This window comes from Bacillus sp. AFS098217 (assembly GCF_002551815.1).
Taxonomy (GTDB): domain Bacteria; phylum Bacillota; class Bacilli; order Bacillales; family Bacillaceae_G; genus Bacillus_A.
The window spans coordinates 24,028-39,410 of record NZ_NVPR01000098.1; the positions used below are offsets into that span (position 1 = coordinate 24,028).

General features: G+C 37.7%; 16 protein-coding genes and 1 pseudogene. All 17 read right to left on the reverse strand.

The window, feature by feature from the left end; all coding sequences use genetic code 11:
* Positions 1–351: 351 nt before the first annotated feature.
* Entirely contained in the window at positions 352–609 is a 258-nt protein-coding gene (locus COO03_RS22550; RefSeq protein ID WP_097899271.1) for an HPr family phosphocarrier protein, read from the reverse strand.
* A gap of 19 nt (positions 610–628) precedes the next feature.
* Positions 629–1,579, reverse strand: a complete 951-nt coding sequence (gene whiA / locus COO03_RS22555) for a DNA-binding protein WhiA (RefSeq protein WP_097899272.1) — start codon at positions 1,577–1,579, stop codon at positions 629–631.
* 88 nt (positions 1,580–1,667) lie between these two features.
* Complete coding sequence (locus COO03_RS22560; protein WP_097899273.1) at positions 1,668–2,621, reverse strand: gluconeogenesis factor YvcK family protein; 954 nt, start codon at positions 2,619–2,621, stop codon at positions 1,668–1,670.
* 3 nt (positions 2,622–2,624) lie between these two features.
* The gene (rapZ, locus tag COO03_RS22565) at positions 2,625–3,506 is read right to left on the reverse strand and encodes an RNase adapter RapZ (protein ID WP_097899274.1); all 882 of its coding nucleotides are present in this window, start codon (positions 3,504–3,506) and stop codon (positions 2,625–2,627) included.
* A 20-nt stretch (positions 3,507–3,526) separates the two neighbouring features.
* Positions 3,527–3,985, reverse strand: coding sequence for an NUDIX hydrolase (locus COO03_RS22570; protein WP_097899275.1), 459 nt, complete (start codon positions 3,983–3,985; stop codon positions 3,527–3,529).
* 283 nt (positions 3,986–4,268) lie between these two features.
* Positions 4,269–4,970 carry a LutC/YkgG family protein gene (locus COO03_RS22575; RefSeq protein ID WP_097899276.1) on the reverse strand — a complete coding sequence of 234 codons (702 nt, stop codon included), beginning with the start codon at positions 4,968–4,970 and terminating at the stop codon, positions 4,269–4,271.
* Positions 4,936–6,385: pseudogene (locus COO03_RS22580) on the reverse strand (LutB/LldF family L-lactate oxidation iron-sulfur protein). Before COO03_RS22580 ends, COO03_RS22575 begins: the two are co-directional and overlap by 35 nt.
* Positions 6,386–6,387: 2 nt before the next feature.
* Entirely contained in the window at positions 6,388–7,119 is a 732-nt protein-coding gene (locus tag COO03_RS22585; protein ID WP_097899277.1) for a (Fe-S)-binding protein, read from the reverse strand.
* 605 nt (positions 7,120–7,724) lie between these two features.
* Positions 7,725–8,531 (reverse strand): DUF368 domain-containing protein, encoded by an 807-nt coding sequence (locus tag COO03_RS22590; protein WP_097899278.1) that lies wholly within the window; start codon positions 8,529–8,531, stop codon positions 7,725–7,727.
* A gap of 172 nt (positions 8,532–8,703) precedes the next feature.
* Complete coding sequence (trxB, locus tag COO03_RS22595; protein WP_141523274.1) at positions 8,704–9,660, reverse strand: thioredoxin-disulfide reductase; 957 nt, start codon at positions 9,658–9,660, stop codon at positions 8,704–8,706.
* Between the two features lie 77 nt (positions 9,661–9,737).
* A complete protein-coding gene (locus COO03_RS22600; RefSeq protein WP_097899280.1) occupies positions 9,738–11,249 on the reverse strand; it encodes a tetratricopeptide repeat protein in 1,512 nt (503 codons plus the stop codon).
* Positions 11,250–11,388: 139 nt separating this feature from the next.
* Positions 11,389–11,901, reverse strand: a complete 513-nt coding sequence (locus COO03_RS22605; RefSeq protein WP_097899281.1) for an acyltransferase — start codon at positions 11,899–11,901, stop codon at positions 11,389–11,391.
* A 21-nt stretch (positions 11,902–11,922) separates the two neighbouring features.
* Positions 11,923–12,561 carry a pyrophosphatase PpaX gene (gene ppaX / locus COO03_RS22610; protein WP_097899282.1) on the reverse strand — a complete coding sequence of 213 codons (639 nt, stop codon included), beginning with the start codon at positions 12,559–12,561 and terminating at the stop codon, positions 11,923–11,925.
* An 80-nt stretch (positions 12,562–12,641) separates the two neighbouring features.
* Positions 12,642–13,454, reverse strand: a complete 813-nt coding sequence (gene lgt / locus COO03_RS22615) for a prolipoprotein diacylglyceryl transferase (protein ID WP_097899283.1) — start codon at positions 13,452–13,454, stop codon at positions 12,642–12,644.
* A 23-nt stretch (positions 13,455–13,477) separates the two neighbouring features.
* On the reverse strand, positions 13,478–14,407 hold the full coding sequence (gene hprK, locus COO03_RS22620; RefSeq protein ID WP_141523273.1) for an HPr(Ser) kinase/phosphatase: 930 nt from the start codon (positions 14,405–14,407) through the stop codon (positions 13,478–13,480).
* Between the two features lie 162 nt (positions 14,408–14,569).
* Entirely contained in the window at positions 14,570–14,944 is a 375-nt protein-coding gene (locus tag COO03_RS22625) for a phage holin family protein (protein ID WP_097899284.1), read from the reverse strand.
* Between the two features lie 321 nt (positions 14,945–15,265).
* On the reverse strand, positions 15,266–15,382 hold the full coding sequence (locus tag COO03_RS22635) for a DUF4275 family protein (protein ID WP_230322433.1): 117 nt from the start codon (positions 15,380–15,382) through the stop codon (positions 15,266–15,268).
* Position 15,383 lies beyond the last annotated feature (1 nt).

A 15,383-nucleotide genomic window follows, 5' to 3' on the forward strand; every position in this document is an offset into this window, starting at 1 on the left:
CAGGAGGGCGTTGGAACCCCTGATTCCGAGGCGCTTTTTGCCTCGAATGAAGGGGTGAAACGACCAACTGTTCTAGCCGCTGAAGCTGGATATCACTAAAAGCGCAGGCGGCTCGCTCAGAATCGCAGGGCGTTGGAGCACCCGACAGAGAAGCGCTTTTTGCTTCGTCCGAGGGGGCGAAACGACCGAAGATTCTAGCCGTCGGAGCTGGATATAACTTTAAAGCGCAGGCGGCTCGCTCAAAATGGTCGCTGAATATAAAAAAAAAGACTATCGCTCAAGCGATAGTCTTTTTTTATCGACCGTTCGACAACATCTAACAATAAAAAGCTACCGCGCCTGCGATAGCTTTTATTCTTTATTTTGCACATATGCAGCTAGCGCTTCTAAAGCTGCTTCTGCATCTGAACCTTCTGTCGTAATTGTTACGTTGCAGCCAGATCCAATCGCTAAGCTCATAATCCCCATTATGCTCTTTGCGTTGACTGTTTTTCCATCTTTCTCAATGAAAATATCAGCATGAAAACGATTCGCCTCTTGTACAAACAACGCAGCCGGACGTGCTTGTAAGCCGTTTTTTAATGAAACTGTAACCTTTTTTTGAACCACAGTTCTCTCCCCTTTGCTCTTATTTTTTTACTACTGTTTCCCCCGTGCGTAATTTTTCTGCAATTTCATCGATTTTACGCAAGCGATGATTAATACCTGATTTACTGATTTTCCCCCCAGATACCATCTCGCCTAATTCTTTCAATGTTACATCTTGATAGTTAATTCTTAGTTGTGCAATCTCTCGCAGTTTATCTGGCAAAATATCAAGCCCAACCGTCTCATCAATGTAACGAATGTTTTCAATTTGCCTTAGTGCCGCACCAATTGTTTTATTTAAATTGGCCGTCTCACAGTTCACCAAGCGATTCACTGAATTACGCATATCGCGAACAATTCGAATGTCCTCAAACCTTAAGAGTGCATTATGTGCACCGATAATATTTAAAAACTCTGTAATTTTCTCCGCTTCTTTCAAATACGTAATATATCCTTTTCGCCTTTCTAATGTCTTACTATTTAAATCAAATCCGTTCATCAGTTCACATATAGAATCATTATGTTCCTTGTATAACGAAAAGACCTCTAAATGATAAGATGATGTTTCTGGGTTATTTACTGAACCACCTGCTAAAAATGCACCTCGTAAATACGATCGTTTACAACATTTTTTCTCAATTAATTCCTGTGATATATTCCGAATAAATGAAAAATCTTCTCGAACAATTTGAAGGTCCGCTAATATTTCGCGGGATTTTTCAACAAGTCGAACGATATATACATTATTTTTCTTCAGTCGCATTTTTTTACGAACAAGTAATTCTACCGTCACGTCATATCCTTTTTTCAGCAATGTGTAAATTCTTCTGGCGATTGCTGCATTTTCTGTTTGAATATCAATGGAAAGACGACGGTTTGAAAAAGAAAGCGATCCGTTCATCCGAAGCAATGCTGATAATTCTGCTTTCTCACAGCATTCCTTCATTTCAAGCTTCGTGAGCTCTTTCTTTGTTTCTGATGCAAATGACACAGTCAACACCTCCTTATACGATATTTTGGAACAAAAATCTTGTCCTATATGAATGAGTAGCGTTATCTCATAAAGAGATAACGCACGCTTATAACAACGAATATAAGATAGAAGCTAATTTTAATGTATCATGTCTTACAACTTGATCATCGTACTTCGCTAATTCATCTTGAATCAAATTAATGTTATTCTCAGCGAAACGTTCTTCATCAACTACAACAGGTTCAGACATTTCTTTTGCATACAATTTACGTAATGGACAAGGAATATCATGATTATTCACAATCGCAGTATCGATAAATGAGGTTCCAAGATGATCATGTAGCGCCTGGATATGATCAAATGCAGTATAACCCATCGTTTCACCAGCTTGTGTCATAACATTACATACATATACCTTCTTCGCCTTTGCAGCAAGAACGGCGTCTCCGATTTTTTTCACGATTAAATTCGGCAATATACTTGTGTATAAACTTCCTGGACCAAATACGAGTAAATCTGCCCGCTGAATTTCAGCCAATGTTTCATATAACGGCTCTACATCCCCAGGTGTTAAAAAGACACGATTAATTTTCTTTCCAAAGTAAGGAATCTTTGATTCGCCTGTTACAATTTCCCCATCTTCAAGTTCTGCATGAAGCACAACACTTTGATTTGCCGCTGGTAATACACGTCCTCTTACATTTAACACCTTACTCGTTTCTGTAATAGCATGGAAAAAGTCCCCCGTAATGGAAGTCATGGCTGCTAATAATAAGTTTCCTAACGCATGACCTGTTAATCCTTCTCCGGATGTAAAACGATGTTGAAATAAAGCTTCCACAAGCGGCTCTACATCTGATAACGCAACAAGCACGTTACGAATATCGCCTGGGGGTGGAATTTCTAGTTCATCACGTAATCTACCCGAACTGCCACCATCATCGGCAACTGTCACGACCGCTGTAATATCAACCGGATACTTTTTTAATCCTCTTAATAAAACAGATAGTCCAGTTCCTCCTCCCATAATGACAATTCTAGGTTTTCTCTCTTTTTTCATCCCTTAATGGCCCTTTCTCTTCTCCACATCACGATGAGATACATGAACCATATACTCTGGTTTCAAATGTTTCCCAAGGTATTCTGCAAGCGTAACAGAACGATGTTGCCCACCTGTACATCCAATTGCAATCACAAGCTGACTCTTACCTTCCCTTTTATAATGCGGAAGCATGAAACTAATAAGATCCGTCAACTTTTCCAAAAATTTATGTGTTTCATTAAACTTGAGCACATATGACGAAACTTCTTCATCAAGTCCTGTTAATGGCTTCATTTGTGGAATATAGTATGGATTTGGTAAAAAACGAACATCAAATACTAAATCTGCATCAATTGGAATGCCGTACTTAAATCCAAATGACATCACATTTACACGGAATGCTTGCTCACCCTCTGTTGCAAACAGATGAACAATCTTTTCACGTAGTTCTTTCGGTTTTAAATCAGACGTATCAAGTACAATATTTGCTCTTGCTTTCATGTCTGTTAATAAATTACGCTCTGCCTCAATCCCTTTTAACGGCAAACCAGTTGGTGCAAGTGGATGCGAACGTCTCGTTTCTTTATAACGTGTTACGAGCGTACTATCTTTTGCATCTAAAAATAAAATATGAGGAATAATCCACGTGCGTTCTGATAAATCGTCAAGTGATCCCCATAAATGTTCAAAAAATTCACGGCCACGTAAATCAATACCGAGTGCCACTTTATTCATTTTTCCTTTTGACTCTGCCATAAGCTCAACAAACTTCGGCAGTAACATCGGAGGTAAATTATCTACACAAAAATATCCTAAATCTTCAAAACTTTGCAGAGCTACTGTTTTTCCTGCACCAGACATTCCTGTAATAATTACCATTTTAATATCATTATTCTCTGTCATCGTATCCCCTCCTCGAAGGTTTAGCTTGGATCCAATCGATATGAAAGTAGTTCAAAATCTGGTGTATATACAAATGTACCGTAAATTATGCCGTTTCCTTTGATTAAATAATCAATAATATGATAATCTCCCGGTGCCATTGCTAACTCATCAATTTTATCAAATGTATGCCAGCCAATGATGCCTTCTTCGCTTTCTAATTTGTTTTCTCCTGCAAAATCTGTTGCCAAGAATGAAAACATCATCCATTCGGAAACAACTTTATCACCCTCTTGGATGACAAAGGTAAAGACCCCCTTTAATGCTGGGTTCTTTAAATAAATACCTGTTTCTTCACGATATTCACGAACAACTGAATCTCTTACAGTCTCACCGCGCTCCATCTTTCCGCCTGGTGCGACCCACCAATTTCGACGAGGCTTTTGTAGTAGGAGCACTTCACTATCTTTAATTAATACACAGTTTGTGACTCTTTGCATGCTTCTTCACCTCAGCTACTAATGACGAATTTTTTCATCACATACTCATTTCATTATACTATCAAAAACAGTTTGTCACAATGAAGGAACTCCCAGCCTAAACAAACAAAAAACGATGGGAATCGATTCCCATCGCCATTCAGTTACAAAATAGAATACCTCAGTAATTTGCATATCTTATAAGCAATTGTACAGAGATAAGGTGAAACTTTTATCAGTCGGACACCTTCATCTTTCACTAATTACTTTGTAAACAGGACCCCTATAGAGAAGTCTTAAACGATTATTGATCATCGACAATAATATACGCTGTTCTTATCGGTCCATGTACACCTACGACGAGGTTCATTTCAATATCAGCACTGTTTGACGGACCAGAGATGAAGTTCAAACAAGACGGAATGGCTTCACCCTCAATATTTTGATGATGAATCATCTTTGTAGCTTGTGTTAATCTGGGGACAATCGTACTTTTGGGGACAATTGCGATATACGATTCAGGAAGAAGACTAACGTGTCTCCCTTTCATACCATCATTAAATAAAACGACAGTTCCTGATTCCGCAAGAGTAATATCACAAAATGTAATTCCAACATTAGCTGTTTTCGCAAATTCAATACTCTCTTCCTTATGGGATAAATCCCATTTATGAAAATGTATTGTCCCTTCATTTGTTAAAAATTCACTAAGATTATATTCATCAAACCGTTCATCATTTGAATAAATAACAGATTTGATATTCCATTCTTTCATAAAGGAGTGTAACGTTTCTACAAGGTTAGCCTTTTCTGTTCGCCGAACTTCCGTATGAATAGTTTCACAGTGTTCCATCAGCTTCAATACAAGCTCATCCTTTGTTAATCCATCAAAAACGCTCCATTGCGGAGAAACAGACCAACTCGGCTTTTCTACGGTTTCCGGACGTTTTCTCCCAAGTCTTTCTGATACCTTAGATAAAAATTCTTCGCGATTTTGAATGGCCATTATCGATCCTCCCTTTTCCGCTTTTCAAACCAATCTCTAAACGGTTGTTTTTTCGGAGCTGGAAAATCTCTTGCTTCTGTCCAAGCTTTTAACGGTCCTACCCCACGTTCAATTTTATCTCCTTTTGTAAAAGGCTTTAATGCATACGGAGCTGTCCTCGCTGCTAAAGAGAACGACCTCGAGCTCTTCACCACTTTTTCAAATCCTTTCATTGCCATATCCCACGCTACAGGAGACTTTTTTGCTTCCTCTACAATCTGTCGCCGATGCTGAATTAATAATTCATGTAAAGGTATTCTCACCGGACACGCTTCCGTACAAGCTCCGCACAGGCTAGATGCATAAGGTAAATCCTTATATTCATCATATCCGCCTAAAAGCGGTGTCAATACAGCACCAATTGGCCCTGGATAGATTGAGCCGTATGCATGTCCTCCGATATGACGATATACTGGACACACATTAATACATGCTGCGCACCGAATACACTGCAGAACACTTTGAAACTCTGTTCCTAAAATATTAGAACGACCGTTATCAACAATTACTAAATGAAATTCCTCAGGTCCATCTGTCCCCCCAGGTTCCGTTAAACCTGTAATATAACTTGTTAACTTTTGTCCTACAGAACTTCGGCACAAAAGCGTTACTAAAACATCAAGTTCTTCCCATGTTGGGACAATGCGCTCCATCCCCATCACGGTAATTAACGTTTTTGGAATGGTCGTAACCAATCTCGCATTCCCTTCATTCGCTACAATCGAAATAGACCCGGACTCCGCAACAGCAAAATTACATCCCGTCACGCCTACATCCGCTGTTAAAAAGTCATTACGCAAATAGTTCCGTACAAACCTCGCCATTTTTTCGGGATCAGCTGGCCCGGTATAACCTATTTTTTCTTTAAACAACTCGCAAATGCTTTCTTTATCTTTATGAAGACATGGAACAACAATATGCGATGGTGGATCATGATCATTAATTTGTAAAATAAATTCTGCCAAGTCTGTTTCTAATACTTCCCCGCCAACTTCTTCAATTGCTTCATTTAGACTGATTTCTTCCGTTACCATAGATTTTGACTTTACAATTTTTTTCGCATTTTTCTTTTTTATAATCCCTTTTACATATTCCCTCGCATCTTCAGCAGTCTCTGCGAAATAAACAGAACCACCGTTTTGCTCAATCTTTTCAGTGAGTTGATATAAATAATAATCAAGATTTTCTAATGTATGCTTTCGAATCTCTTCTCCTAAAGAACGCCATTCTTCCCAATTCCCAAGACTCTCAGTAGCTTTTAATTTCTTGCTTCTAAGACCATCTTGCGCTTTCTTAACAGCATTTCTCATGAATTGATCCCCAATACCTGTTTCAGCACGTTTATGAAAGGGATCGTTCCCGATTTTCATTCCCATTTTTATATCCCCCCTCTATCCTCATTTAACACTTGCGCAATATGCTTCACTTCAATTGGATAACCATTACGGGTTAATCGGCCTTTTATATTCATTAAGCAACTGCAATCCATCCCGATTAACAATTCCGCACCCGTTTCCATAATATGCTTCACTTTTTCATCAACCATTTGCTCAGAGACTTCCGCCATCTTCACTGCGAATGTACCGCCAAATCCACAACAATCATAATTGTGGGACAACGGAGTGACTTCCAACCCTTTTACATGTTTTAATAATGTTTGAGGAGGCTCTTTAATATTCATTAACCGGCTCATATGACAGGATGTATGAACGGTTGCTTTTTTATGAAGCTTTGCACCTAAATCTTCTTTTCCTAGTACCTCTACAATAAACTGCGTAAATTCATACGTTTTATTTGCAAGTTCCGTAGCTTTTTGCCGCCATTCTGTTTCACTTTCAGAAAATAAACTTGAAAACTCATGAACCATCATGACACAAGAGCCTGATGGTGCCACAACATACTCTGAACCAGCAAACGCTTCAATCATATGCTTTGCAGCCGTTTTCGTTTCTTTATGATACCCGCTATTATAAGCAGGCTGGCCACAGCAAGTTTGGTTTTTTGGAAAGTCGACTTCACAGCCTAAATCTTCAAGAATCTCAACAACATCTTTTCCTACTTCTGGATAAAAAACATCAACAAGACACGTAATAAATACCGACACTTTCATATAGACACCTCCAAATAAAGCTTTTATCTGAATCCTGTGGTAAGATTCTTACTGTTTGCAAATAGCGGAGTAAACTAGAAAAATAAAGGTAATTACTATATATCCTTTTACATATAAAACATGACCTTCACTCCCTTTTAAATGTGGTAGGAAGAGGCCCTGACCGTTTCTATGCACGGCCAGTTGCTCTCGTCCCCCCTAAAAAGAAAGGGGTTTTATGTCATTCAACTTATGTATATAAGTTCAAGCAACTTCTTCAAATCTACCTCTTTCACATATTATTGGTAAAAAATACAAAAATTATTAATAAAAATGATTAGTAATCTTCACCCCACACTGATTACTAATCATTTTTCAACATAGAAGTCGCTGCTACGCAGAGTAAAACGTGACCTTCACTCCCTTTCTCCCTTTGTTTTAAACCTTGCATGTGGCAGAAAAAGGCCTTGACCACTTCTACGCACGGCCAGTTGCTCTCGTCCTCTCCTAAAAAGAAAGGGTTTTATGTCAGTTTTTTCAATATATATAAACTGAACCAAGCAAGTTTTTCCGGACAATTCATGCTAAACAAAAAAATAAGTGATTGAGGGCTATCCCTCAATCACTTATTTCTTACTAAAATATGATACAATCGCAAACCCTAATACAAACGTAATAATAGAACTTACAATTGACATGCCACCGGACGGAATTCCAGGAAATACAACTACGATTGATCCAATCACAAGTCCGATAATCGCAGCGAATGTTGCGCTTTTAAAATGTGTTAATAAATAGCTAATTCCTTTACTACTTACAACAAATCCCATCATAACACCTGCACCAATTACTACAATTAACGGCAGATTTAATGTTGTTAAAGCATTAATTGCTGTTGGGTAGACACCAATAATTAATAAAATAAATGATCCACTAATCCCTGGAAGAAGCATAGCCATACTCGCCATCCATCCTGCAAAAAATAGACCAATTGTATTTAAAATTGTTAACGTCGTAATTGGGTCCGCCGCTTTATCCGGCTTAAATAATGCTGTTACAGCTACAAGTGCCGCTGCAACTATTAGTATCACAATATGTCCTGCTTTAAATGTTTCTTTTGCATTTGCTTCCCTCATTAACATTGGTAAAATACTTAAGATTAAACCAAGGAAGAAAAACTGTGTTGGCTCATAATGATTTGCCAGTAAATATTTAATCACATGACTTAATGTTAAAAATGCTGCCGCTATGCCAGCACCAAGCGGAATCAAAAAACTCAAATGTTTTTTCCACTCACGACTAAAGAATCCACTAATCGCCGCAAGCAGCCTTTCATAAATCCCTAGTACAACAGCAATTGTGCCGCCGCTCACCCCAGGAATTAAATCACTAACCCCCATACAAAAACCTCGATATATATTACGCCATTCCATACCGAATAAACTCCTCATTTCTTATTTTCATTTTTTTCCGTAAAGTCTAGTATATCAATGGGTAATCTTGTAATCCAAAGAATTTTTGACAAACATTTGACATTTAAGGTAAAAAATAAAAAAAGAAAGCTACGATTCATGTAGCTTTCTTCTCAAAAGGGAATCACATTCCCTATTTTTCTGTTACAGTTTTTAATTCCTCTAGTAATTCTTCCACATAATGCTGTGCACTTTGCGCTGCAATACTACCGTCGCCAGTTGCTGTTACAATTTGACGAAGCATTTTCTCGCGAACATCACCAGCTGCGAAAATACCAGGAACTTTTGTTTCCATGTGTTCGTTTGTTTCGATATAACCATTTTCATTTGTAATGCCAAGTTCAGTAAATGGTTTTGATAGTGGCAACATGCCGATGTAGATGAACGCACCATCTGTTTTAAATTCTTGCTCTTCACCACTGTTTACATCTACAAGTGTTACACTACCTACTTTACCGTTCTCTTCGTTAATTTCTTTCACAGTGTGATTCCAAATGAAATCTACTTTTTCATTTTGGAAAGCACGGTCTTGTAAAATTTTCTGTGCACGAAGAGCATCACGACGGTGAACAATTGTTACTTTTGATGCGAAACGTGTTAAATATACACCTTCCTCAACAGCAGAGTCTCCGCCGCCAACAACAACCAGTTCTTTTCCTTTAAAGAATGCGCCGTCACATACTGCACAGTATGATACACCGCGGCCACCAAGTTCTTTCTCACCTGGCACACCGATTTTTTTGTACTCTGCACCACTTGCAACGATAATTGCGCGTGTTTTGTATTCTTTTTTACCAGCTACAACTGTTTTATACTCTTTACCATCGATGATTTCTTTTACATCACCATATGCATATTCAGCACCAAATTTTTTCGCATGCTCGAACATTTTATTTGATAAATCAGGCCCTAAAATGGATTCATAACCTGGATAGTTTTCTACATCTTCTGTATTTGCCATTTGTCCGCCTGGAATACCACGTTCTAACATAAGCGTGCTCAAATTTGCACGAGATGTATACACTGCAGCTGTCATCCCAGCTGGCCCAGCACCAATAACAATGACATCATAAATTTTTTCTTCTGACACACTATTCACTCCTATTCATTCCTACCATAACTTACCCTCATTATACTGTTAGCATCTCTTTTTTCCCAATGATTTGCCTATGCGTGCGTACGCTTTACTGCTTTCACATATTTTCTTACAGTTGCTACAGATACATTATATATATTTCCAAGTTCGGCCTGTGTCATCTTATTTCTTTGTTCACCGCGTACAATATATTCAATTGCCGCCGACCAGCCAAATACATTCGTAAAGACTGTTCCCGATGTATATAAACGTATGAAAGTGCAAAACCAAAAATGTAAGCACTCTTCAATCAATTCATCTTCTTTATTTGTATAATTATATAAGGCATCCGCAATCCGAACACACTGTTCAAACGGCTGTAATTCGCCTGGAATACTCTTATGACTATTAAGTAAAAAGAAGTATTTCGCAAGCTGTGACACAATTGGAACACCATTTTTCGCTTGCGTTATATCAAAGAAAAACCCAATTTTCTCAGGTGTTGTTAATTCATTCATTAAATATAAAGCTAGCATTTGTTCTTCTAACGTTGCACTTTGCTGGAAAGATTTTCGCAGTTCTTCAAACAAAACATTTTGCCCTTCATCAGCTAAATTTAAAGCATTCCACGGCTCTTTTCCCTTTTTATCAGGGTGCAATTCTACAACAGATTGCCACATCTTTTCCGCTGTATGGTGATCTTTTACCATATAAGCTGAGTATGCAAACCAGTAATAGAAGCTAACATCTCCTTCATATCCTTGGCGTTTTAATAATCTTAACCACTTATAAGCATTTGCAAAGTGACCAATTGTCGCAAACGTTGTCCCTAGCTTTAAACGATGTTCAAACGACATCGGATATACGAATTCTAATTGTCCTGCTAAAAATTCTACTTGTTTATGTTCCCCAATTGAATATAGAAAAATAAGCGCATTGCAAAGCGCGTGCATATTACCAGGGTTTTTCTCTAAAATCATCTCGGTTAGCTTGAGTGCCTGATCTACATTTCCTGATTGAAAATGCGCAATTGCTAAGTTATTATAGCCCGACCAAAATTCTGGATAATCTTTCGTCACAACTTCAAGCGTAGCAATCGCTTCCTCTAATTGTCCGTTACGAATATAACGGTTTGCTTCCTCCTGCATGACAATTAGCTCATCTTCATCTTCAAGCTCTTCCGTATCCATCGATTCTTCTTCCATAATCTCAAGCAATTCTAGCGTATCTTCCACGAATTCTTGTTCTGTCGCTACTTCTAAATACTGCTCGGCATACTTCTTTGCTTGCTGGAACAAACCAAGATATGCATAATTATTTGCGATAAAATAATAGCACTGTTCAATATCAGGATTCGAACGAATCAGTTTCAAGAAAATCTGATTTGATTCTTGATACTCACCAACTTCCGATAATACCGTTGCTAATTGACATAAAATAAACGGCTCTTTCTCGCTTTGTGTCGCTCTTCGAAAATATTTAATTGCATCTTGTAATTTATGACCCTGATAAGCTCTCATCCCTTTTTTATAAAAGAAATCTGCTAATTGATTAAAAGAGATAACTTGTCCGTTCTCCTTGTATATTCTTTGATTTTTCCCCATATATCCTCCAGTTTTTTGTTTTCTTCGCTCATACATTCTTCTATCTTTAAGTATAAACGATTCCGTAAAAAACAAAACAGTATATTATAATCAATTATTTCCTTTTTATTCATAAAAAGAGAAGGGAAATGTTACATTTTTAACATTGACCTTCTCTTACCGCCATTTCTTCTTTCGTATAAATGATACGCATCGGATTTCCACCTACAAATGCACCATTTGGTACATCCTGGTGAACAAGTGTACCTGCTGAAACAATGGCACCGTCCCCTATCTTCACACCTGGTAAAACAGTGGAATTCGCTCCAATCATCACTTCATTCCCTATAATGACTTCTCCAAGACGGTATTCTTTAATTAAATATTCGTGAGCTAAAATTGTTGTATTATAGCCAATTACTGAATTTGTTCCAACCGTAATCTTTTCTGGAAACATAATATCTGGCATGGCCATAAGTGCAAATGATGTTTGCTTTCCTACTTTCATCCGTAAAAACGTGCGATACAACCAATTTTTCACAGTTAAAAATGGCGTATAGCGCGCAATTTGAATGACCATAAAATTTTTCATGACCTTCCAAAAGGATACCGTTTTATACACATTCCATAATGAATTTGCTCCTGAAACAGGGTAGCGCGTTGTTCGTCGCACTTTACTCTCTCCCCTTACCCGCTATTCAGATAAAATGGATAACAAATCACTCATTTTATCTAATACATAATCTGGCTTATACGATTCTAGATACTCTCTACCTTTAATCGTCCATGCCACTGCTGCTGTTTTCGTACCTGCGTTTTGTCCGCCTACAATATCATGATGATTATCGCCAACCATTAACGTTTCTTCTGGCTTTGCATTTAGTAGCTTTAGCGCCTTTTGAATTGGTTCTGGATGTGGTTTAACATGCTCCACGTCACCAATTGTGACAACAACATCAAAAAAACCGTTTAACTTTGAAAGCTTTAAACCCATTTCTACCGTTTGTCTTACCTTCGTTGTAACAATCCCAATTTTGTACCCTTGCTTCTTTAATTCTTGAACTGTCTCATAAACCGTTTCATATTCTTCTACTAATTCATCATGATGCTCATGGTTAAACTGACGATAACACTGAATCATCTCTTCCACTTTACTCTCATCAATTGAACTGAATGTCTCTTGCAAAGATGGACCGATAAATGGCAATACATCTTCACGCTTATACTGATTTGGATAATATATATTTAAGGTGTGTAAAAAAGAAGAAATAATAAGTTCATTTGTATTAATTAACGTCCCATCTAAATCAAACAGCACTGTATTTATTTTCATTTTCCCTGGTCCCTTCCTGTCTATTCTTCAGTTGCCCAAATATGAAAGAAGCAGCATCTCATGTAAGATGCTACTTTTCTCTACTTTTCTGCATATCTTTTATTAGCATATCCCATTTTACGTCTCACAATAATGAAAATGATAGACATGATAATAAGCCCGATGGACATCACTTGTGCAATACGAAGCGGCCCTAACATGAGGCTATCCGTACGTAAACCCTCTACATAGAAGCGTCCAACCGAATACCAAATTAAATACGTAAAGAATAATTCACCACGGCGTAAATTTGCTTTGCGCAATAATAACAATAGAATTACACCTGCAAAATCCCATAATGACTCGTATAAGAACGTTGGATGATAATAAACACCATCAATATACATTTGATTAATAATAAATTGCGGTAAATGTAAACCTTCTAAAAACTGTCTTGTTACTTCACCGCCATGGGCCTCTTGGTTCATAAAGTTTCCCCAGCGTCCAATTGCTTGTCCAAGCAAAATACTTGGCGCCGCAATATCAGCTAACTTCCAGAAGGAAACTTTGCGTATTTTTGCAAAAATAATTCCCGTAATAACAGCCCCAATTAAAGCGCCATGAATCGCCAAACCACCTTGACGAATATTAAAGATTTGAATCGGGTTTTGCCCATAATATTGCCACTCAAAAATAACGTAGTACGTTCTCGCGCAAATAATGGAAATTGGTACTGCGAATAAAACAAGATCGATAAATGTATCTTTCGGAACACCTAATCGTTCCCCTTCGCGAGTAGCAAGCCAAAGTCCAAGCAACACACCTGTACCGATAATAACCCCATACCAATAAACTGGGAACGGTCCAAGCTGAATTGCTATACGGTCTAACTGTGGTACAGACCCTAAAAGCATATGTATGACCTCCCTCTCCTAAATTACTCCTGATTACCTAGTTCAATCGCACTCATTAAGCGCTCTGAAAATTGCTGTGCAGCATTAACTCCCATGCGTTTTAATCGGAAGTTCATGGCTGCTACTTCAATAATAACAGCTAAGTTTCGACCAGGACGAACTGGAAGTGTAATCTTCGTAATTTCTGTATCTATAATTTTCATCTTCTCCTCATCAAGGCCTAGACGATCATAGTTTTTCTTTTGATCCCAAATCTCAAGATTAATTACAAGTGTAATGCGCTTGTGGTTTCGCACTGCTCCTGCACCAAATAGTGTCATTACGTTAATGATACCTAAACCACGAATTTCTAGTAAATGCTCAATTAAGTCTGGCGAGCTTCCCACCAAAGTATCTTCATCTTCTTGACGAATTTCGACGCTATCATCCGCAACTAATCGATGACCGCGTTTTACAAGCTCAAGTGCTGTTTCACTTTTCCCAACACCACTTTGACCTGTAATTAAAACACCAACACCGTAAATATCTACTAATACACCATGAACAGCAGTTGTTGGTGCTAACTTCCCTTCTAAATAGTTTGTTAAACGACTTGATAGTCTTGTCGTCGTTTGGGAAGAACGTAAAAGAGGTACACCAGATTCACGTGATGCTTGTAACAATTCCTCAGGTACATTTTGACTACGCGTTACAATAATACATGGCGTCTCTTCTGTACAAAGAACTTTCATTCTTTCTTGCTTTTGCTCATTTGTTAATGTATCAAAAAAAGTAAGCTCTGTTTTTCCAAGAAGCTGTACACGATCCGCTGGATAATATGTGAAAAATCCTGCCATTTCAATCCCAGGTCGCGATAAATCACTCGTATCAATCGGACGGTGAATGCCTTCTTCACCACTTACTAATTCCAATTGAAACTGTTCAATTAAATCTTTTGTCCTTACTTTCGGCATATGTAAACCTCCACTCCGCTGCGGGTTCAGTCTCATTTGATGTAAAACTCCATTCTAACCGATATTGTACCATTTTTTTCTGAAAACAAGAAATATCGTTTCTATTAAATAGAAAAAAACATTTCATGAGTCCCATGAAATGTTTTTCCTTTTGTCATTTTTCTATTTCTTTTCAGATAACGGCTCAACAATTACTTTATCAATCAGCATATTTAAAATAGAAATACAAATTGCCGCAATAATTGCTACCCCAAATCCTGATATGTTGAAAGCATCACCTAATAATGAATCTGTCATTTCTAGCGTAATTGCATTAATCACAACTAGGAAGAAACCGAATGTTAAAACAGTAATTGGCAACGTAATTAAAATTAATAAAGGTTTCACAAACACATTTAAAATCGATAAAATAATACTCGCAATAATTGCTGTTTGTATATTTTCTATGTAAAATGCGTCTGGTGCGATTCCCTTTAGAAGACCGGATACAACAATTAACACAACGCTATTTACAAGAAGTGATAGAATCCATCTCATTTTCTTACACATCCTTTTGACATATATACTTAATCATACGCTAATGGCTAGCAAACGCCAAGTAGCATGTAAATAAATTAAAAAACGAGAGAAAACTTTTCTTTTTTGGTAGGAAAAGAGCATCTGGCCATGCTTAGAAGCAGTCAGGACCTTTTTTAGCCCCATGCCATGTAAAAACAAAATGAGAAAACGAGTGTAGATCACCTTTTGTTTTTCATAGCCGTGACTTATATGGTAGGAAACCAAAATAGAATTATATAAAAGCTTATTCCATCCCTCATATTTGTATACCTATCACTCTAAAGTAGTTTTCTTACAATCTTACCATTTTTCCCAGCTAAAATAAGAACCATACCATCCCGTTTCATGCGTTTGTACATAAGTCCAGTTAAACCCTTTGTCTACAACATACCAAAAATAAGGAAAGGAGCCAGCCAAT